Annotated in this window: 20 protein-coding genes; 5 read left to right on the plus strand and 15 right to left on the minus strand. The window is 71.0% G+C overall.

The window, feature by feature from the left end; translation table 11 throughout:
- Positions 1-201: 201 nt before the first annotated feature.
- Positions 202-1,533 (plus strand): MFS transporter, encoded by a 1,332-nt coding sequence (locus PUR61_RS05875; protein ID WP_329876325.1) that lies wholly within the window; start codon positions 202-204, stop codon positions 1,531-1,533.
- 146 nt (positions 1,534-1,679) lie between these two features.
- Here the strand turns inward: PUR61_RS05875 and PUR61_RS05880 are convergent, their stop codons facing one another.
- Genes PUR61_RS05880 through PUR61_RS05915 form a run of 8 tightly spaced genes read right to left on the minus strand, consistent with a single transcriptional unit; the run spans position 1,680 to position 8,486 of the window.
- Positions 1,680-2,066, minus strand: a complete 387-nt coding sequence (locus tag PUR61_RS05880; RefSeq protein ID WP_329876327.1) for a metal-sulfur cluster assembly factor — start codon at positions 2,064-2,066, stop codon at positions 1,680-1,682.
- A gap of 22 nt (positions 2,067-2,088) precedes the next feature.
- Positions 2,089-2,541, minus strand: coding sequence for a Fe-S cluster assembly sulfur transfer protein SufU (gene sufU / locus PUR61_RS05885; RefSeq protein ID WP_329876329.1), 453 nt, complete (start codon positions 2,539-2,541; stop codon positions 2,089-2,091).
- 19 nt (positions 2,542-2,560) lie between these two features.
- A complete protein-coding gene (locus PUR61_RS05890; protein WP_329876441.1) occupies positions 2,561-3,808 on the minus strand; it encodes a cysteine desulfurase in 1,248 nt (415 codons plus the stop codon).
- A gap of 23 nt (positions 3,809-3,831) precedes the next feature.
- Positions 3,832-4,596: a Fe-S cluster assembly ATPase SufC gene (sufC, locus tag PUR61_RS05895; protein ID WP_329876331.1), complete on the minus strand. Its 765-nt coding sequence runs from the start codon at positions 4,594-4,596 to the stop codon at positions 3,832-3,834.
- Positions 4,597-4,602: 6 nt separating this feature from the next.
- Positions 4,603-4,920, minus strand: a complete 318-nt coding sequence (locus PUR61_RS05900; RefSeq protein ID WP_329876333.1) for a bifunctional 3-phenylpropionate/cinnamic acid dioxygenase ferredoxin subunit — start codon at positions 4,918-4,920, stop codon at positions 4,603-4,605.
- Positions 4,921-4,924: 4 nt separating this feature from the next.
- A complete protein-coding gene (gene sufD, locus PUR61_RS05905) occupies positions 4,925-6,157 on the minus strand; it encodes a Fe-S cluster assembly protein SufD (RefSeq protein WP_329876335.1) in 1,233 nt (410 codons plus the stop codon).
- Positions 6,158-6,215: 58 nt separating this feature from the next.
- Positions 6,216-7,631: a Fe-S cluster assembly protein SufB gene (gene sufB / locus PUR61_RS05910; RefSeq protein ID WP_329876337.1), complete on the minus strand. Its 1,416-nt coding sequence runs from the start codon at positions 7,629-7,631 to the stop codon at positions 6,216-6,218.
- Between the two features lie 9 nt (positions 7,632-7,640).
- Positions 7,641-8,486 carry a helix-turn-helix transcriptional regulator gene (locus PUR61_RS05915; protein WP_329876339.1) on the minus strand — a complete coding sequence of 282 codons (846 nt, stop codon included), beginning with the start codon at positions 8,484-8,486 and terminating at the stop codon, positions 7,641-7,643.
- A gap of 323 nt (positions 8,487-8,809) precedes the next feature.
- On the opposite strand from PUR61_RS05915, the gene PUR61_RS05920 reads away from it, so the two are divergent.
- Together PUR61_RS05920 and PUR61_RS05925 are read left to right on the plus strand one after the other, a co-directional pair.
- On the plus strand, positions 8,810-9,736 hold the full coding sequence (locus PUR61_RS05920) for an ABC transporter ATP-binding protein (protein WP_329876341.1): 927 nt from the start codon (positions 8,810-8,812) through the stop codon (positions 9,734-9,736).
- 41 nt (positions 9,737-9,777) lie between these two features.
- Positions 9,778-10,497 carry an ABC transporter permease gene (locus tag PUR61_RS05925; protein WP_329876444.1) on the plus strand — a complete coding sequence of 240 codons (720 nt, stop codon included), beginning with the start codon at positions 9,778-9,780 and terminating at the stop codon, positions 10,495-10,497.
- 36 nt (positions 10,498-10,533) lie between these two features.
- Here the strand turns inward: PUR61_RS05925 and PUR61_RS05930 are convergent, their stop codons facing one another.
- The 5 genes from PUR61_RS05930 to PUR61_RS05950 form a co-directional block, all read right to left on the minus strand.
- The gene (locus tag PUR61_RS05930) at positions 10,534-11,079 is read right to left on the minus strand and encodes a hypothetical protein (protein WP_329876343.1); all 546 of its coding nucleotides are present in this window, start codon (positions 11,077-11,079) and stop codon (positions 10,534-10,536) included.
- Positions 11,067-12,770 carry an alpha/beta hydrolase gene (locus PUR61_RS05935; RefSeq protein ID WP_329876345.1) on the minus strand — a complete coding sequence of 568 codons (1,704 nt, stop codon included), beginning with the start codon at positions 12,768-12,770 and terminating at the stop codon, positions 11,067-11,069. Before PUR61_RS05935 ends, PUR61_RS05930 begins: the two co-directional genes overlap by 13 nt.
- A gap of 3 nt (positions 12,771-12,773) precedes the next feature.
- Positions 12,774-13,196 carry a WXG100 family type VII secretion target gene (locus PUR61_RS05940; RefSeq protein ID WP_329876347.1) on the minus strand — a complete coding sequence of 141 codons (423 nt, stop codon included), beginning with the start codon at positions 13,194-13,196 and terminating at the stop codon, positions 12,774-12,776.
- A gap of 283 nt (positions 13,197-13,479) precedes the next feature.
- A complete protein-coding gene (locus PUR61_RS05945) occupies positions 13,480-14,229 on the minus strand; it encodes an LAETG motif-containing sortase-dependent surface protein (protein ID WP_329876349.1) in 750 nt (249 codons plus the stop codon).
- Between the two features lie 302 nt (positions 14,230-14,531).
- Positions 14,532-15,956: a choice-of-anchor A family protein gene (locus PUR61_RS05950; protein ID WP_329876351.1), complete on the minus strand. Its 1,425-nt coding sequence runs from the start codon at positions 15,954-15,956 to the stop codon at positions 14,532-14,534.
- 267 nt (positions 15,957-16,223) lie between these two features.
- Between PUR61_RS05950 and PUR61_RS05955 the strand changes: the two genes are divergently transcribed.
- On the plus strand, positions 16,224-17,237 hold the full coding sequence (locus PUR61_RS05955) for a COX15/CtaA family protein (protein WP_329876353.1): 1,014 nt from the start codon (positions 16,224-16,226) through the stop codon (positions 17,235-17,237).
- A gap of 73 nt (positions 17,238-17,310) precedes the next feature.
- Here PUR61_RS05955 and PUR61_RS05960 read toward each other — a convergent pair whose 3' ends face one another.
- A complete protein-coding gene (locus tag PUR61_RS05960; protein ID WP_329876355.1) occupies positions 17,311-17,649 on the minus strand; it encodes a hypothetical protein in 339 nt (112 codons plus the stop codon).
- 84 nt (positions 17,650-17,733) lie between these two features.
- Here PUR61_RS05960 and PUR61_RS05965 point away from each other — a divergent pair, with 84 nt between their 5' ends.
- Positions 17,734-18,375 carry a DUF2461 domain-containing protein gene (locus PUR61_RS05965; protein ID WP_329876357.1) on the plus strand — a complete coding sequence of 214 codons (642 nt, stop codon included), beginning with the start codon at positions 17,734-17,736 and terminating at the stop codon, positions 18,373-18,375.
- Between the two features lie 153 nt (positions 18,376-18,528).
- On the opposite strand, the gene PUR61_RS05970 is transcribed toward PUR61_RS05965, so the two are convergent.
- Positions 18,529-19,470 carry a heme o synthase gene (locus tag PUR61_RS05970; RefSeq protein ID WP_329876359.1) on the minus strand — a complete coding sequence of 314 codons (942 nt, stop codon included), beginning with the start codon at positions 19,468-19,470 and terminating at the stop codon, positions 18,529-18,531.
- Positions 19,471-19,738 lie beyond the last annotated feature (268 nt).

The following is a 19,738-nucleotide window of genomic DNA, read 5'->3' on the forward strand; positions in this document are numbered from 1 at the left end:
CGCCGCGAGCGCGCGCCTACCCCTTATCCTTCGAATCGGTACCGCGCACACCCCGCGCGGGCCCACGGGCAACGAAGCCCGCTTCAGCTCACCCGCTCCACCAGGGAGCCCCGCACCGAGGCCACCACCACAGCGCCCAGGACGGGCGCGCCGGCATACCCCGCCGACCCCGGTGGTGCCCGGCCACAGGAGACCCCTGCCATGGCGGACCTCTCCCCCGCCGGCTCCGGCCTGCGCACCGCGCAGCTCGACGGACGCCGACTGTCGGAGGCCCTGCTTCCCCTGGAGCTCGCGCCCCGCGCCCAGCTCCGGCTCGCCGCGATCAGCCGCTGGAACGCGCTGCGCGGTGTCCGCGTCGGCCTCGTCGCCGCCGCCCTCCTCTTCATGCTGATCGGCGCCAACCTGGCCACCCCGATCTACCCGCTGCTCCAACAGCGGCTGTCCCTGACCGCGCTGGACACCACCGTCCTGTTCACGATCTACGTGTTCGCGCTGGTCCCGGTGCTGGCCGCGGTCGGCCACTGGTCGGACCACCTCGGCCGGCGGGCGCTGATCCTGCCCGCCGTGGCCCTGGCCGCCGCCGGGGACGTCGTCTTCGCCACCTCCGGCAGCTTCTGGCAGCTCGCCGCCGGCCGCGCCGTCCAGGGCGTCGCGGTGGGCCTGTCCACCGGCGCCGCCGGGGCCGCCCTCGGGGACCTGCTGCCCGACCACCCCACCCTGGCCGCCAAGCTCACCCTCGCCTGTTCCGCGGGCGGTGTGGCGCTCGGCCCGGTGGTCGGCGCCCTGCTGGCCGGCGGCTCCGACCCGCTGCTGACCCCGTTCCTGCTGCACGCGATCGCCCTGCTGGCGCTCTGCGTGCCGCTCGCGCTGGTCCACCCCCGGATGCCCGGCCGCAACCGCCCGCCGGCCTCCCCGCCCCGCATCACGACCCCGGCCCACCTGCGTCCGCAGCGCCTGGCCCTGCCGATCACCGGCCGCCGCGAGTTCCTGCTGGCCTCCTCGGCCGGCTTCATCTCCTACGCGGTCTTCGGCGTCTACCTCAGCCTGGCCCCGGCCTTCTCCGCCAAGCTGCTGCACACCGACTCCCGCCTGACCGGCGCCGTCGTCGCGGCCCTGCTGCTCGGTTCCTCGGCCGCCGCCCAGCTGCTCGTCCCGCCGACCGCCGACCGCCTGGTCATCGCCCTCGGCATGACCGGCCTGGCCACCGGCCTCGGCCTGGTCGTCACCGCCCAGTACACCGGCACCCCGGCCCTGCTGTTCATCGGCAGCGTCCTCGGCGGCGCCTGCCAGGGGATCGCGTTCCGCTCGCTCTTCACCGGCGCCGTCGCCGCGATGAACCCGGAGCGCCGGGGCTCCGAGCTCTCCTCCCTCTGGGTGATCGTGTACCTCGGCTCGTCCCTCCCCATCGTCGCCGTCGGCGCCCTCGTCCAGACCTACGGCCTCCTCCCCGCCACCAGCGGCTTCGTCCTCCTCGCCGCAGCCCTCTGCGCCGCCCTGGCCGTCGCCGTCGCCCGCCGGCCCAGGCACGCCTGACCACGGGAAACGCCGCTGCCCGGGACGGAGGATCCGTCCCGGGCAGCGGCGTTCGGCCGCGTCCGCCGGCAGACGCACCACTGCCGCGCGATCACTCCCCCGAAGGGGAGGTTCGCGCGGCAGTGGATCGGCGGAAGATCCGACCGTCAGACGTTGAAGCCGAGGGCGCGGAGCTGGTCGCGGCCGTCGTCGGTGATCTTGTCGGGGCCCCACGGCGGCATCCAGACCCAGTTGATGCGCAGGTCCTGGACGAGGCCGTCGGTGGCGGTCCTGGCCTGGTCCTCGATGACGTCGGTCAGCGGGCAGGCCGCCGAGGTGAGCGTCATGTCGATGGTGGCCACGTCGGACTCGTCGATGTGGATGCCGTAGATCAGGCCCAGGTTGACGACGTCGATGCCCAGTTCCGGGTCGACGACGTCCATCAGGGCCTCGGTCAGGTCCTCGACGGAGACGGTTCCGGCGGTGGTGCCGACGATGACGGTCGGACCCTCTTCGGCGGAAGCGGAAGGGGTCGGCGTCTCGGTGTCACTCATGTGTCTGTCCTCCTCTTCTGCTTCAGTCGTTGACGGCGGGGTGCTCGGCCAGGGCCTTGGCGGTGGCGTCCTTCCAGGCCATCCAGCTGAGCAGCGCGCACTTCACCCGGGCCGGGTACTTGGAGACGCCGGCGAACGCGACCGCGTCCTCCAGCACCTCCTCGTCGCCCTCGCCCTGGCCCTTGCTCTGCATCAGCGCCAGGAAGGCCTCCTGGACCGCCTGCGCCTCGCCGACGGTCTTGCCCACCACCAGGTCGTTCAGCACCGAGGCGCTGGCCTGGCTGATCGAGCAGCCCTGGGACTCGTACGAGACGTCGGCGACCGTGCCGCCGTCGAGCCGCACCCGCAGGGTGATCTCGTCCCCGCAGGTGGGGTTGACGTGGTGCACCTCGGCGTCACCGTCGCGCAGCCCCTTGCCGTGGGGGTTGCGGTAGTGGTCCAGGATGATGTCCTGGTACATCGAGTCGAGCTTCATGTTCGCGTGCCCCGTCCCGTCAGCCGAAGAAGTTCCGGACGTGGTGGAGGCCGTCGATCAGGGCATCGACCTCGCCCGGCGTCGAGTACAGGTAGAACGACGCCCGCGTGGTCGCCGGAATTCCGTACCGCAGGCAGACCGGCCGCGCGCAGTGGTGGCCGACGCGCACCGCGATGCCCTGCTCGTCGAGCACCTGGCCCACGTCGTGCGGGTGGATGTCGCCCAGCGTGAACGAGATCGCGGCGCCGCGGTCGACGGCCGTGCGCGGGCCGATGATCCGCAGGTCCGGGACCTCCAGCAGCCGCTCGACCGCGTACTCGGTGATCGCGTGCTCGTGGGCGGCGATCCTCTCCATGCCGATGTTCGTCAGGTAGTCGACGGCAGCGCCGAGCCCGACCGCCTGGGCGATCGGCGGGGTACCGGCCTCGAACTTGTGCGGCGCCGGGGCGTAGGTGGACGAGCCCATGGTGACGGTCTCGATCATCTCGCCGCCACCGAGGAACGGCGGGAGGTCCTCCAGCAGCTCCTGGCGGCCCCAGAGCACGCCGATGCCGGTCGGGCCGAGCATCTTGTGGCCGGTGAAGGCGACGAAGTCGGCCTCCAGCGCCTGCACGTCCAGCACCATGTGCGGCGCGGCCTGCGAGGCGTCGATGACGACCAGCGCGCCGACCGACTGGGCCTTGCGGACGATGGCCTCGACCGGGTTGACCGTGCCGAGCAGGTTGGAGACCAGGGTCACGGAGACGACCTTGGTCCGCTCGGTGATCAGCTCGTCGATGTTCGACAGGTCGAGTCGGCCCTCGTCGGTCAGCCCGAACCACTTCAGCTTCGCGCCGCTGCGCTGCGCGAGCAGCTGCCACGGGACGATGTTGGAGTGGTGCTCCATCTCCGTGATGACGATCTCGGAGTCCGCGTCGACCCGGTAGGGCTCCTCCGCCCAGGCCAGCATGTTGGCGACCAGGTTGAGCGACTCGGAGGCGTTCTTGGTGAATATCACCTCGTTGCGGCTCGGCGCGTTGATGAACGCCGCGACCTTGTCACGGGAGCCCTCGTACAGCGCCGTGGCCTCCTCGGCGAGCACGTGCACGCCGCGGTGGACGTTGGCGTTGTGCCGCTCGTAGTAGGTGTTCAGCGCGTCGAGCACCTGGCGGGGCTTCTGCGAGGTGGCGGCGTTGTCGAGGTAGACCAGCGGCTTGCCGTCGTGCAGCAGGCGCTGCAGGACGGGGAAGTCCTTGCGGATCGCGTCGGTGTCGAGCAGGCCCGACAGGACCCTCGACTCGTGCGTATGGGTCACTCGGAAGCGCCGCCCTTCACGTAGGACTCGTAGCCCTCCGCCTCCAGCTTGTCGGCCAGCTCGGCACCGCCGGACTCGACGATGCGGCCGGCCGCGAAAACGTGGACGTAGTCGGGCTTGATGTACCGCAGGATGCGGGTGTAGTGGGTGACCAGCAGGGTGCCGACCTCGCCGGTCGAGCGGACCCGGTTGATGCCCTCGGAGACGACCCGCAGCGCGTCGACGTCGAGACCGGAGTCGGTCTCGTCGAGGATCGCGATCTTCGGCTTGAGGAGTTCCAGCTGGAGGATCTCGTGGCGCTTCTTCTCGCCGCCGGAGAAGCCCTCGTTGACGTTGCGCTCGGCGAAGGCCGGGTCCATCTGGAGGCCGGCCATCGCCTCCTTGACCTCCTTCACCCAGAGGCGCAGCTTGGGAGCCTCGCCGCGGACGGCGGTGGCGGCGGTGCGCAGGAAGTTGGAGACCGAGACGCCGGGGACCTCGACCGGGTACTGCATGGCCAGGAAGACGCCGGCCCGGGCGCGCTCGTCGACGGACATCTCCAGGACGTCCTCGCCGTCGAGCAGCACGGTGCCGCTGGTGACGGTGTACTTCGGGTGGCCCGCGAGGGAGTAGGCGAGGGTGGACTTGCCGGAGCCGTTCGGACCCATGATGGCGTGGGTCTCGCCCTGCTTCACGGTCAGGTCGACGCCCTTGAGGATCTCGCGGGGACCGTTCTCGGTCTCGACGGAGACGTGCAGGTCGCGGATTTCAAGCGTTGCCATGGGTACTCAGGACTCCTGGTTGACGGAGACGAGCACATCGTCCCCTTCGATCTTTACGGGGTAGACAGCGACCGGCTTGGTGGCGGGCAGCCCGGAGGGCTTGCCGGTGCGCAGGTCGAAGCTGGAACCGTGCAGCCAGCATTCGATCATGCAGTCCTCGACCTCGCCCTCGGAGAGCGCGACGTTCGCGTGCGAGCAGATGTCGTTGATCGCGAACACCCCCTCGTCGGTGCGGACGACGGCGACCGGGACGCCGTTGAGGTCGACGCGCTTGGGCTCGTCCTCAGCCAGCTCGCTCAGCGCGCAGGCGCGAAGGAAGCTCATCGGGTCAGACCGCCGATTCCAGCTCGGCCTCGATCTTCTCCATCAGCTGGTCCTGGATGTCGGCGACGCCGATCTGCTGGACCAGTTCGGCGAAGAAGCCGCGCACCACCAGGCGGCGGGCCTCGTCGGCCGGGATGCCGCGGGCCTGCAGGTAGAAGAGCTGCTCGTCGTCGAAGCGGCCGGTGGCGGAGGCGTGGCCGGCGCCGACGATCTCGCCGGTCTCGATCTCCAGGTTGGGGATCGAGTCGACCCGGGCACCGTCGGTGAGCACCAGGTTGCGGTTGAGCTCGTAGGTGTCGGTGCCCTCGGCGGCGGCGCGGATCACCACGTCGCCGACCCAGACGGCGTGCGCGTCCTTGCCCTGCAGCGCGCCCTTGTAGACCACGTTGGAGCGGCAGTGCGGGGTGTCGTGGTCGATGACCAGACGGTGCTCCAGGTGCTGGCCGGCGTCGGCGAAGTAGAGGCCGAACAGCTCGGCCTCGCCACCGGGCGCGGCGTAGGAGACGCGCGGGTGGATCCGGACCACGTCGCCGCCGAAGGTGACGACGACGGACTTCAGCGACGCGTCGCGGCCGACCAGCGCGGTCTGCTGCGCGACGTGGACCGCGTCGCGGTCCCAGTCCTGGACGGAGACGAAGGTGAGCTTGGCGCCGTCGCCGAGCAGCAGCTCGACGTTGGCGGCGCGGGTGCCGGTGCCGGTGTGGTTGATCACCACGACGGCCTCGGCGAACGGCTTGACGTCGATCACGACGTGGGCGAAGCGGCTGCCGCCCTCGCCGTGCACGTCGATCTTGACCGGCTCGGTGAGCACCGTCTCCTTGGGGACGGTGACGACGAGCGCCTGCTGGAAGGCGCTGAACGCCTGCGCGGCGACCCGGTCGACCGGCTTGCCGGCCTTGCCGAGGCGGGCGTCGCCGCGGCCGACCGTCTCGGCGGTGACGCCGTCCGGCAGGCTCAGTTCGACCTTGTCCTCGCCCTGGGCGCCCTCGGCGGCGGTGCCGTCGTGCAGGCCGGCGAGGCGGTGCAGCGGGGTGAACCGCCAGTCCTCCTCGCGGCCGGTCGGCACCGGGAAGTCCGCCACGTCGAAGGACGGCTTGACCGTGACGCGGGCGTCGATCGGCTGCTGGACGGTGGCGCGGCCGGTGCCGGGGCCGGCGAGCTGCGCGCCCGCGCCGGCCGTACCGACCTCGATCGAACCGGCGGTGGTGGAGCCGGTGGGGGTGTTGACGTCAGCCATGGCTGTTCGTTGTGCTCTCTTCCTCAAAGTGTCGATGGACGGCGGGGCGGCCGGCGGATCAGCCGACGGAGCCCTCCATCTGCAGCTCGATCAGCCGGTTCAGCTCCAGCGCGTACTCCATCGGCAGCTCGCGCGCGATCGGCTCGACGAAGCCGCGGACGATCATCGCCATGGCCTCGAACTCGGTCATGCCGCGGCTCATCAGGTAGAAGAGCTGGTCCTCGCTGACCTTGGAGACGGTCGCCTCGTGGCCCATGGAGACGTCGTCCTCGCGGACGTCGACGTAGGGGTAGGTGTCCGAGCGGGAGATGGTGTCGACCAGCAGCGCGTCGCAGAGCACGTTGGACTTGGCGCCCTTGGAGCCCTCGCCGATCTCGATCAGACCGCGGTAGGAGGTGCGGCCGCCGCCTCGCGCCACCGACTTGGAGACGATGTTGGAGGAGGTGTTCGGCGCCATGTGGACCATCTTGGCGCCGGCGTCCTGGTGCTGGCCCTCGCCCGCGAAGGCGATCGACAGGGTCTCGCCCTTGGCGTGCTCGCCCATCAGGTAGACGGCCGGGTACTTCATGGTGACCTTGGAGCCGATGTTGCCGTCGACCCACTCCATGGTCGCGCCCTCGTACGCCACGGCGCGCTTGGTGACCAGGTTGTAGACGTTGTTCGACCAGTTCTGGATGGTCGTGTAGCGGCAGCGGCCGCCCTTCTTGACGATGATCTCCACGACCGCGGAGTGCAGCGAGTCGGAGGAGTAGATCGGGGCGGTGCAGCCCTCGACGTAGTGGACGTAGGCGTCCTCGTCGACGATGATCAGCGTCCGCTCGAACTGGCCCATGTTCTCGGTGTTGATCCGGAAGTAGGCCTGGAGCGGGATGTCGACGTGGACACCCTTCGGCACGTAGATGAAGGAGCCGCCCGACCAGACCGCCGTGTTCAGCGCGGCGAACTTGTTGTCGCCGGCCGGGATGACGGTGCCGAAGTACTCCTTGAAGACCTCCGGGTGCTCGCGCAGCGCCGTGTCGGTGTCGAGGAAGATGACACCCTGCTCCTCCAGGTCCTCGCGGATCTGGTGGTAGACGACCTCGGACTCGTACTGCGCGGCGACACCGGCGACCAGGCGCTGCTTCTCCGCCTCCGGGATGCCGAGCCGGTCGTACGTCGCCTTGATGTCGGCGGGCAGGTCCTCCCAGGACGCAGCCTGCTTCTCGGTGGAGCGGACGAAGTACTTGATGTTGTCGAAGTCGATGCCGGTCAGGTCGGAGCCCCAGGTCGGCATGGGCTTCTTGCCGAACAGCTTGAGGCCCTTGAGCCGCAGGTTCAGCATCCACTCGGACTCGTTCTTCTTCGCGGAGATGTCGCGGACGACCTCCTCGCTGAGCCCGCGCTTGGCCTCGGCACCCGCGGTGTCCGGGTCGGCCCAGCCGTACTCGTAGGTGCCCAGGCCTTCGAGCTCCGGGTGCGAAACGGTGTCAGTCATGCGAGCTTCCTAACGCGCGGACGCTGAATCATCGGTGGACGTACCGGCAGTCGGCGCGGCATCGGTACCCCGGCCGGCGACAGTGCGCAGGGCGGGCGACGATGCGGCACCGGGTGCCGGCACATAGGTGGTGCAGACCCCGTCGCCGTGGGCGATGGTGGCCAGTCGTTGCACATGGGTGCCCAGCAGTTGGGAGAAGACCTCGGTCTCCGCCTCGCAGAGCTGCGGGAACTGCTCGGCGATGTGCGCGACCGGGCAGTGGTGCTGGCAGAGCTGGGCGCCCGCCGGGGCCTGCGCCGCAGCGGACGGAACCCGCCGCACCGTGGCAGCGTACCCGTCGGCGCTCAGCGCCTGGGCGAGGGCCTCGGTGCGCTCCTCGGCCTTGGCGGACCGGACGGTCTCCAGGTACTTCTCGGCCTGCCGCCCGAACCGGGCGCGGGCGAAGGCGGCGACCGCCTCCTCGCCCACCGCTCCGCCGCCGACGGCGTCGGAGATCCAGTGCAGGGCGTCGGCGGCGAGCTGGTCGTACGCCTGGTAGAAGGCGTCCCGGCCGCCGTCAGTGAGGGCGAAGACCTTGGCGGGACGGCCCCGGCCACGGCTGCCGTACACCCGCTGTTCGCGGGCGTCGACAAGGCCGGCGGCGGTGAGCCCGTCCAGGTGACGGCGGACGGCGGCGGTGGTCAGACCGAGCCGGTTCGCCAGATCGGTGGCGGAGGAGGGACCGTGGTCGAGGATCGACCGGGCGACCCGGTCCCGGGTGGCCCGGTGGCCGTCCAGGAGCACCTCGGCCGCCGTCGCGGGCACGGCGCAGCCGGGGGCCGACTCGGCCTCCGGCTGTACGGGGTGCTCGCGCATGTTTTTCACAACACCAGTGTTGCGTAATTCCTTCCGGCAGGACAAGCCGTGACCCAGACCTCATCCGTGGCATCTGTCACGCAGGTAAGCCTTACCTGACCTGCGGAAACGATCACCGGAGGTTCCGCTTCGCCGGTCACCGGGACGACTCCGGGCCCGGGCCGGGGGGTCCGCACAAGCGGAATCCAATCCTCCGCCATGCCCTTCTCGCCCCGTCCACCGACCCCGGCCCGCTTCGAGCCGCGCTCCCGCGCGGGCTCCGCCGGGGCTCGCGTGCGGGCTCCCGTACGGCCGCCGTGTTCGGTCCTCTTAGACTCGCCGGTATGCATTCCGATCCCGCGGTCCAGATCACCGGGCTGGTCAAGCGCTACGGCGAGAAGACCGCGGTGGACGGTCTCGACCTCACCCTCGCGCGCGGCGCCGTCACCGCCGTCCTCGGCCCCAACGGCGCCGGCAAGACCACCACCATCGAGACCTGCGAGGGCTACCGCCGCCCCGACGCCGGCACCGTCCGCGTCCTCGGCCTCGACCCGGTCGCCCAGGGCGCGGCGCTGCGCCCCCGGATCGGAGTGATGCTGCAGTCCGGCGGCGTGTACGCGGGCGCACGCGCCGTCGAAATGCTCCGGCACACCGCCAAGCTGCACGCACACCCCCTGGACGTCGACGCGCTGGTCGAACGGCTCGGTCTCGGCTCCTGCGGCCGCACCACCTACCGCCGGCTCTCCGGCGGACAGCAGCAGCGGCTCGCCCTCGCCATGGCCGTGGTCGGCCGCCCCGAGCTGGTCTTCCTGGACGAGCCCACCGCCGGCCTCGACCCGCAGGCCCGCCGCGCCACCTGGGACCTCGTCCGCGACCTGCGCCGGGACGGCGTCACCGTCGTGGTCACCACCCACCACATGGACGAGGCCGAACAACTCGCCGACCGGGTCGCGATCGTCGACCGCGGCAGGGTGATCGCCGAAGGCACCCCGGAGGAACTGCGCCGGGACGGCGCCGAAGGCGGCCTGAGCTTCGACGGCCCGCCCGGACTCGACCTCACCACCCTGCTCAAGGAGCTGCCCGACGGCTCCACCGCCGCCGAGACGACGCCCGGCAGCTACCGCATCGAGGCGCCCGTCGACCCGCAGCTCCTGGCCACCGTCACCGGCTGGTGCGCGGCCTGCGGCATCCTGCCCGAGCGGCTCGCCGTACAGCGCCGCAGCCTCGAAGACGTCTTCCTCGACCTGACCGGACGGGACCTCCGCTCGTGACCACCTACTCCCCCCGGCCCGGTGCCGCCCCCGTCGGCCGGATGCTGCTCGCCCAGACGGCGTTCGAGACGAAGATGCTGCTGCGCAACGGCGAACAGCTGCTGCTCACCGTGATCATCCCCACGGTGCTGCTGGTCCTCTTCTCGGCGGTCGACATCGTCGCCGTCGAGGGCCCCGGCAAGCGCGTCGACTTCCTGGCACCCGGCCTGCTCGCGCTGGCCGTGATGTCCACCGCGTTCACCGGGCAGGCCATCGCCACCGGGTTCGAGCGCCGGTACGGCGTGCTGAAGCGGCTCGGCGCCAGCCCGCTGCCGCGCTGGGCGCTGCTCACCGCCAAGACCGGCTGCGTCCTGGTCACCGAGGCGCTCCAGGTGGCGCTGCTGACGGTGATCGCGCTCGCACTCGGCTGGTCCCCGCAGGGCAACCCCCTCACCGTGGCCGCCCTCCTGGTCCTCGGCACCGCGGCCTTCTCCGGACTCGGCCTGCTGATGGCCGGAACGCTGAAGGCGGAGGCGACGCTGGCGGCGGCCAACCTGGTGTTCATCCTGCTGCTGCTCGCGGGCGGGGTGATCGTGCCGCTGTCGAAGTTCCCGGCGGCCGTGCAGTCCGTCCTGGAGCTGCTCCCGATCGCCGCCCTCTCCGACGGCCTGCGGTCCGTCCTCCAGACCGGCGCGGGCGTGCCCTGGTCCGACCTCGGCATCCTCGCCGGCTGGTCGGTGCTCGCCCTGACCGCCGCCGCCCGCTTCTTCCGCTGGGAGTAACCCCTCCGACTCCCGGGCACACACCACCCCCGAGCGTCAGGACGGCGGCGGCGTCCCCTTCGGCCAGACGCAGGGCGTGCTGACGTTGAGCGAGAGATTGCGGCTGCTGTCCGACACTCCGTCGAGGACCGCCACGAACTTGTCCTTGGGATTCTTCAGCTTCACCCAGTCAAGAGTGGCTTCCGGAGCCATCTCGAATCCCTTCCCCATCAGAAGAGTGCGGAACGCGGCGGCGGCCTCCGTCCTGCTCTCCGCAGGAACGTTTCCGAAGCCGTACCCGCGCGAGGTCTCCTTCCTTCCGTGCGGGCCCACGTCGTTGTGATCACACTCCATGTCGCTGAAGTCGCTGATGGTGCTCGCCAGAGGCTCGACCGGCAGCTTCGCCTGGATTTCCGCGAGGTAGGCATCGACCTGAGCCTTCGCCTGTTCCAGCGTGATCGTGGACTTCCTCCGCTCCGACACGGTTTCCACCCCGCAGGAGCTCAGAGCCAGCACCGCAACGGCCAGTGCTGCCGTCAGGGTCGTCCGACCGGCCCGTGGCGATTCTCCGTCGGCACGCCCGGTAACCCTCATGAGTTCCACTTCCCTGCGATGATCTCCCCCATGGCCCGGAGCGAGCTTGAGTTTTCGTTCCAGTAGTCGGAGTGGCCCGTCTCCGGGCTGGTCGGGACGGTCCGCGCACCGAAGTCGGGAATCATCGGGTCCCGCCCGTGGATCAGGTGGTGGTCGGGGTTCTGGATGATTCCGTACCAGGTACCGACGTTGTTACCGCCGTTGCTCGCCAGCTTGTCGGCGGTCTGGGGAAATGCCATGTCGATGTTGTCGATGTCACCCTTCGCGACAAAGACACGCGACGGGTCGACTCCGAGATCGCCGGCGCGTTCGACGCCGGCGCCGGGGCTGGCGATCAGGACGACGTTGTCCACCGGAAGACCCTTGTCTCGCATCGTGTATCCGACAGTCGTGGTTCCGTAGCTGTGGGCGAGGATCGTGTTGTTCGACGGCACCCCCTCGTGCGTGGTGCGAAGGCCGGCTTCGAAGCTGTGCAGGCTGTTCGCCGCATTCTTCGCGTAGCTGTCGTGGGTCGCGTCCGGGACGATCGACTGCGGCGCGTCATAGCCGACCCAGGTGATCGACGAGGTGGTCTTCGGGTTGTGCGGATTCTGGGCTGCGCTCGCCGAGGCGACCATCCGGTCCGACCGCTCGATGTCGCTGTCGATGCTGCCGAGCCGGGCCCCGGTGCCGGGGACGTACGTCGAGACGTTGTCGGCGGTGTCGGGGTTGTTGACCGCGACGATGGCGTGGCCGTTGCCCTTGGTGTCGAAGCCGAGCAGATAGGTGGGCGGATGCTTGTCGTCGACCTTGGTCATCAGCCGCTTCTCGATGGCGTTCACACCGATGACCTGCTCCTGGAGGAGGGCCCTCCTCCGCTCCCACTCGTCGTGCGCCGGGTTCGAGACGGCGCCGTTCATGCCCGCGACCTTCGCGGGCGGTTCGGGGCCCAGGTGGTCGAGCTGGGCTTGGAGGTCCAGCTTCGCCTGCTGGAGGGTGAGGCGGTTGGCCCCGTCACGCGCGACGGCCGGGATGCCGTCGAGGTTGCCGATCCGGTCGGGGTGGTCGTGGACGAACCTCTGCTGCTGAGCCGGTGTGAGGCCGCTCCACCACTGCTTGACGCTGTTCGGGTCGGTGCCCGCGACGGGTATCTGCTCGCGGGCGGTCTCGGCAGCCAGGTCCTGCGCCACGGTGGCGGCGTTCAGTCCCGTGCCGTTGCTCGCGTTGGTCGCCAGGTGGTTGAGCCTCGCACTGATCTCCTGGTCGGCGTGGGCCGCCTCGTTGAGTGCGGCGGTGATCCGGTTGCTGATGGCGACCGCGGTCGTCTCCGCGCCCGAGCCCGCGAAGCCCGGCGAGGCAGGCTCGTTGTCCCACGTGATGCGTCCGTCGGGCGCCACGTCGAGCTTCGCGTTCCTGGCGTCGTCGAGGGCGCTGATCAGATGGGACTGGGCCAGCGCGAACTGTTCGACGGCGTTGGCCAGGGCCTTGCTGACGAACGTGAGTTCCTGGCGGGCGGCCCGGAGTTGACCGCCCAGGTCCTTGACGCGGCCCTGGGCCACGGCGGAGGTGGGTCCGGTCCAGTGCGAAGCGCCAAGCCGGTCGGCGACCTCGTGCTGCCAGGCTTCCACGTGCTGTCCGAAGGCCGTGGCCAGGGCGTCGAAGGCGTTCTTCGCGGTGGTGATGTTGTTGAGGTTGGCGTTGTAGAGGCCGGCGATGTCCATCGGCTACCGGGACTTCCGCTCTGCGGCGGCACGCGCCGTGGCGGTGGCGGGGCTCTCGCCCGCCAGGACCGTCCCGAACGGATCGGCCTCCGGCGTCGGTGCGGCGCCGCCCGCCGCGCCGCGGAGGTGCGCGTAGACGCTCTGCTCCCCCTGCTGGTAGTGGGCCGCCGTCTTGACGAGCTTGGAGCCGACGTCCGACATGTCACCGGAGAGCTTGTCCAGCAGCGTCCTCCAGTTCGTGCCGCAGGTGCGTATCGCGGTTGCCGTGAGCCAGCCCTGGAGCGTCGCGGCGGCCCTGTCGCTCGGTGCGACGATCCTCGCCGTCTCTCCCGGCACCTGACCCGCTATGTGCTGGGCGCTCTGCCCGCAGCCGGCCAACGCCGCCGGATTGACCTTGAACTCGGAAGCGAGATCGGGATTCGGCACGGTTCCCCCCTGTGCGTCGTCTCAGCGTCGTGATGCCGGAAGTCTGCCGGACCCGGCCCGGTGGCGTGAATGAGTACTCGTACTCAATTACCCCTCGGTGTCCGGCCGTTCCTCCTCCGCGCCGCACTTCGCGACGCGGCACGGCCGCGCTGCCCGCACAGGAGGTCGGCCCGTCGACTTCCTGTGCGGGCGGCACCTCCACCGGCCCGGGCCCACGACGGCGCCGGCCCCTCGACTCGGACGAGTCGAGGGGCCGGCGCCGGCCGGAACCGAGCGGTGGGCGTCAGCTCTCGTCGCTGCTGCGGCGGCGACGGGCGAGGAAGACGAGGGCCCCGCCGAGGACCACGACACCGCCGCCCGCGGCCGCGATCACCGGGGTCGCGTCGCTGCTACCGGTGGAGGCCAACACCGGGGCGACCGGCGTCGAGGTGGCCGTCGGGACCGGGGTGGGCGTGCGGGTCGGCGTCGGGGTGGGAGTCGGGGTGGGTGTCCGCGTGGGGGTGGGGGTCGCCGTCCGGCTGGGAGTCGGCGTGGGAGTCGGCGTCGGCGTGGGAGTCGGCGTAGGAGTCGGCGTCGGCGTCGGGGTGGGAGTCGGGGTGGGAGTCGGGGTGGGCGTGGGAGTCGGGGTGGGCGTGGGAGTCGGCGTCGGAGTCGGGGTCGCGCAGACCTCGATCGTCTTCGTCTCCGTCTTGTTCCAGTCGTTGTTCTTCGGGTCCTCGGTGGTGGTCACCACGAAGGTGGCGCTGATCGGCGCGTTGTGCGCCTTCACCGGGAACGTCTGGTGGAACTCCTTGCCGAACTCCTTCTGGTCCAGCACCTTCTCACCGTCGACGGTGAGGCTGACGGCGTTCTTCACGCCGGCCTTGTCGCTGTAGTTGACCAGGTCGATCACGATCTTGTCGCAGGTGACCTTCCAGGCCGGCGTGTGCGCCGAGGCGCCGGTGGCCAGGGCCACGGGCAGCAGGACTGCGGTGACCGCCGCCCCCGCGAGTGCCGCGCTACTGATGCCTATCTGCCGCCGCTGTCGCGCCATTTCGTTGTCCCCTCCGGACGGTCTTCTGCAGCAGGCGAATCGAGTGGATCAGCGGTGGCCCGCTACGGCTGTCCGGGGGACTCTACCGGCACCCCCGTGTCCCTCTACACCCCACCGCACGACCGGATTTCGCCTGTCCGTCCGGCCTCGGATGTGCAAGAACCAGCCCATCACACCCGCGACCTCGCAGGACGGCGGTTCGGCGAAACTCGAATGAACTCCGTCAGAGTGGCTGAAAAACAGCGACCCCCGGCGATCCGAATCGATCGCCGGGGGTGCCGCATCGGTCAGAACCGAAAGGGTCAGACCTGGTTGGCAGCCTTGCGTCGACGGGCGACCAGCACCAGCGCGCCACCGGCGGCGATGACGACCGCGCCGCCGATCGCCAGCGGCACGACCGGGCCGGAACCGGTGTGGGCGAGACCGCCCCCGGTGCTGGCCTCGGCCGACGGGCTCGCGGAGGCCGAGGCGGCCGGCACCGCTGCCGAACCCGAGGCGGAGGCCGACGGGCCGGCCGAACCGCTCGCGCTCGGCTTGGCACTGCCCGGGACGGACGCCGACGGGCTCGCGGAGGTGCCCGGGGTCACCGAGGCGCCCGGCGTGCCCGGGGTGGCCGACGGCGTACCCGAAGCGCTCGGCGTGCCGGTGGAGCCCGGCGTGCTCGGCGTGGTGGTGGCGGACGGCGTACCGGTCGGCACCACCGGCGGCGGGGTGGTCGGCGGCGTGGTGGGCGGCGTCACCACCGGCAGGCAGCCGGTGAACGGGAAGTGGTGCGTCTCGGCGCCGGCGGTGCCGGTCAGCGAGGCGACGATCACCGAGCCGTTGACGGGGCCGCCACCGGTGGGCTTGGCGCCCCCGACGCCCGGGGTGTTCAGGGAGAACGCGGCGTTCGGCGCCAGGACGGTGCCGGCCCAGGCGGCCGCGCCGTTCTTGATCACCTTGGTCGCGGTCGGGAAGTTCCAGAGCAGCTTGGCGCGGACCGCGCCGCCGTGCGCGCTCTGCAGCTTGTCGTCCAGGAGGTAGGTCTTCTTGCCCTCGTCCCAGAGGTTGAAGCCGGTGGTCTTCGCGGCGGACATGTCGTACGAGTCGCCGGTCACGTTGACCACGGTGACCGAACCCGCCGGCACCTTCAGGTAGATGTCGGTGGCGCCCTGGAGGGTGGCCGCGCTGACGGTGAAGCTGTTGTACGCGGCGTCGCCGCTGGTCAGGTAGAGCTTCGGGCCCTGGGCCTCGACCTTGGCGGCGGCGGTCTGCGGCACGGCGGCCAGCTGGACGGAGGCGGCGCGCAGCTTGGTGAACTCGGCCTTGAAGTCGATCGGCGAGGCACCCTGGCTGATCTTGCCCTGGTGTGCGTCGATGACGGCGCCGTCGGCCTTGGAGCCGTAGATGCCGTTGCCCTTCATCACCTGGGTGTTGTGCCCGGTCACGCGACCGGCGACGACCAGGGCGTTGCCGCCGGGGAGCGCCTTCACCTGGTCCGCGGTCAGTTCCTGGCCGACCGAGAAGCCGCCGGTGAAGTCGGCGTTTCCGCCGACCGCCACCGCACCCTCGGCGTCCGGCGTGTGGGTGTCGTCGCCCTCGACGAACTCCCCGTAGAGGTTGGCGACTCCGAGGTTCTGGCACTGCTGGCCGGGCTCGGCGGCGTGGGCGGCAGCCGGGGCGATGAGGCCGGCCAGGACAAGGGATCCACCGAGCGCGAGCGCAGCGGCGGGTACGGGTATGCGCATGTGCAGGATCTCCGCTTACGTGCGGGGGTGTGGGAGGGGTCCCGAAAAAGGTATGGACCAAACCGCACTCTTTCGGCCAAACGAGTGATTGGTCAAGACCAATGACCGGGTTGCCCGAACAGTCCGTTTTGCTCCTCCCGTTCGGACCGCGGGTTTGCCGTAGCGGCAAGGCGGGAAGATCAACTTGCCGCTCACCACGTCACCGCGCGACGCCACTCCCCCGTCGGCCCCCGCCCCGCCCGAAGATCGCCTGTAAGGGCGCCTAGCATGGACGCCGTGCTGAAGACCACCCCCTTCTCCCTGCTCGCCGAGCGCTGGAAGCCCTCCGCCGCCATGGTCCGGCGTGCCGCGCTCGTCGCGCTGGTGATGAGCGTGGTGATCGTCGTGACCGGCGGCGCCGTCCGCCTCACCGCCTCCGGCCTCGGCTGTACCACCTGGCCGCGCTGCACCGACGAGAGCCTGACGCCCACACCCGAGATGGGCCTGCACGGCGTCATCGAGTTCGCCAACCGGATGCTCACCTACGTCCTGAGCGCCGCGGTCGGCTGGGCCATCCTGGCCGCCCGCTGCCACCGGCCCTGGCGGCACGGCCTCAGCAAGCTCGGCTGGGCCCAGTTCTGGCTGGTGATGAGCAACGCCGTGCTCGGCGGCATCACCGTGCTGACCGGCCTCAACCCGTACACCGTGGCCCTGCACCTGATCGCCGCGATGGCCCTGGTCTGGGTCGCCCTGCAGATGTGGGAGCGGTCCAAGGAGGGCGACGGCCCGGCCCGCCCGCTGGTGGCCGAGCCCATCAAGCGGCTCTCCTACGTCCTGGTCGGCGTGATCGGCCTGCTGGTGGCCGCCGGAACACTGGTCACCGGCGCCGGCCACCACCCGGGGACGCCCAAGGACAACAAGTTCGTCCCGCGCATCCCGATCGACTACGACCGCCTCGCCCAGGTGCACGCCGACCTGGCGTTCGTCTCGCTCGGCCTCGCGGTCGCGGTGCTGTTCGTGTTCGCCGCGGTGAAGGCCCCGCCGGCCGCCCGGGCCCGGGCCCGCGAACTGCTCGTCATCCTGCTGCTCCAGGGCGTACTGGGCTTCGTCCAGTACTTCACCGACGTCCCGGAGGTGCTGGTCGGCCTCCACATGCTGGGCGCCACCCTGACCTGGATCGCCGCCCTGCGCATCCCCCTGGCCCTCCGCCTCCGCGAGGACGAGGACACCCCCGCGGGCGCGGTCCCCGCGTCGGCCGCCGACACCGACACCTCCCGGGCCCCGCAGACCACCTCGGTCTGACCCGCCCCGGGAACGCGCGAAGGGCCCCGGTTCCGTCCACGGACCGGGGCCCTTCGCACGGGCCGGGGCGGGGTCAGCCGCCGATCTGGATGCCCGCCATGCGCTTCCACTCGTACGGGCCGGTCTTCACCTTGAGGGCGAGCTCGCCCTCGAAGGAGTCGTGCAGGGTGACCCCGGCCAGCTCGGCGGCCCGGCGGCCGACCGCGTAGCTCGGCGCGACCTGGTCGCCCCAGGCGCCGTCCGCGCCGACCACCACGATGCGGGTGGCGACCGCGCCGACGTACTCGACGACGCCGTCGGCGCTGCCGCCGTGCTGCCGGGCGAAGGCGGTGAGGCTCTTGGCGATGCGCTTGGCGCGGCGCTCGGCGCGGGCGTCCGGCGCGGCGGTGGTGGCGGTCTCTGCGCTGCTCATGCCCGCATGCTACCGAGCGGTAGCGGGGCTGGCGACGGGAGCGGGCTGTGCCCCGGGCCACACACCGGGCGACATACTGGTGCGGTGACCTTCGATGGCTGGCCCGCCGAGGCGCTCGACTTCTACGAGCACCTGGAGGCGGACAACTCCAAGACCTTCTGGCAGTCCCACAAGGCCCGGTACGAGCACGCCGTACGGGAGCCGATGGAGCGACTGCTGGCCGAGCTGGAACCCGAGTTCGGACCGGGGAAGATCTTCCGCCCCAACCGCGACGTCCGGTTCAGCGCCGACAAGTCCCCGTACAAGACGCACATCGGGGCCCACCTGGCGGCCGGCGGCTACGTCCAGCTCTCCGCCGACGGCCTGGCCTGCGGCAACGGGATGTACCAGCTCGCCCCCGACCAGCTGGAGCGGTACCGGACGGCCGTCGCCGAGGACGTCGCCGGTGCCGAGCTGGAGCGGGTGGTCGCCCGGGTCCGGAAGGCCGGGCCGCAGGTGGTCGGCCGGGACTCGCTGAAGTCCGCCCCGCGCGGCTACCCCAAGGACCACCCGCGGATCGGACTGCTCCGCCACAAGGGACTGGTCGCGTGGCAGGAGTGGGCTCCGGAGCCCTGGCTGGGCACGCCGGACGCCTACGGCCGGATCACCGCCTTCCTGCGCGTCTCCCAGCCCCTCAAGGACTGGCTGGACGGCCACGTCGGCCCGTCCGGGCTCCCCGCCCGCTGAGCGGCCGACCGGCGACGGCCGACCGGCGAGAAGACCGGCGAGAGGGCGAGCCCGAGGACGGGCGGGAGGCGGCAGCCGCCGCTGACACCCCGTGCACGCCGAAGGGCCCCGGTCCGCAGATGCGGACCGGGGCCCTTCGGCACGACGCGGGACTCACTTCACGAAGGGGTCCACCGCGATCACGACGAACAGCAGCGTCAGGTAGGTGATCGACCAGTGGAACAGCCGCATCTCCTTCAGCTTGGCGCCGACCATCCCGGCCTTGGCCCGGGCGTGCAGCGCGTGCGCCTCCTTCAGCCACGCGGCGCCCAGCACCACCGCCGAGACGGGGTAGAGCCAGCTGGTGTCGGCGAGCGGCCAGAGCGCCAGCGAGACGGCCACCATCACCCAGGAGTAGGCGACGATCTGCCTGGCGACGGCCAGGTTGCCCTTGACCACCGGCAGCATCGGCACGCCGGCCCGCGCGTAATCCTCGCGGACCTTCATCGACAGCGGCCAGTAGTGCGGCGGCGTCCAGAAGAAGATCACCAGGAAGAGCACCAGCGCCGACCAGGAGACCGTGTTGGTGACGGCCGCCCAGCCGACGAAGACCGGCATACAGCCCGCGATGCCGCCCCAGACGATGTTCTGCGCGGTGCGGCGCTTCAGTCCGAGCGTGTAGACGAACACGTAGAACAGCAGTGCACCCAGCGCGAGCGCCGACGCGAGCCAGTTGACCAGGGCGCCCAGCCAGAGCGTCGACCCGACCGCGAGGGCGATGCCGAAGACCAGCGCCTCGCGCGGCGACACCATGCCGGTCACGAGCGGGCGGCGCTCCGTCCGTGACATCACCGCGTCGATGTCACGGTCGATGTACATGTTGAGGGCGTTGGCGCCGCCCGCCGAGAGGTAACCGCCGATGACCACCTTCAGCACCAGCAGCAGGTCCGGGACACCGCGCTGCGCCAGGAACATCACCGGCACGGTGGTGATCAGCAGCAGCTCGATGATCCGCGGTTTGGTCAGTGCGACGAAGGCGCCGACACGGGCCCCGAACGGCCGTTGCGCAGGCGTCGCCCCGGTGACCCCGGCGGGACGGGATTCGACGGCGGTCACTAACACCCCAACTGAAGATGAATCCTCACAGGCGGCCACCGGAACGTTGTTCCCGAATCGTCCGCTCTGCGCGTACCACGCCACCTTAGACGCTCCATATCTCCCCACCGGCCCCGGGGTGCCCCGGCGGGGCGGAACGCACACCGCCGGGTGAACCCGGCCGCCCGGGCCTGGACCGATGCCTCCGGCCCGGTCCCCGGACCCACCCGCAGGGTGACCGCCCGCCACCCGGGCCCCGGAGAGGCGAACCTCCCCAATCCGGGCGAGG

The sequence above is a fragment of the Streptomyces sp. BE20 genome (assembly GCF_036322525.1).
Classification (GTDB): Bacteria; Actinomycetota; Actinomycetes; order Streptomycetales; family Streptomycetaceae; genus Kitasatospora.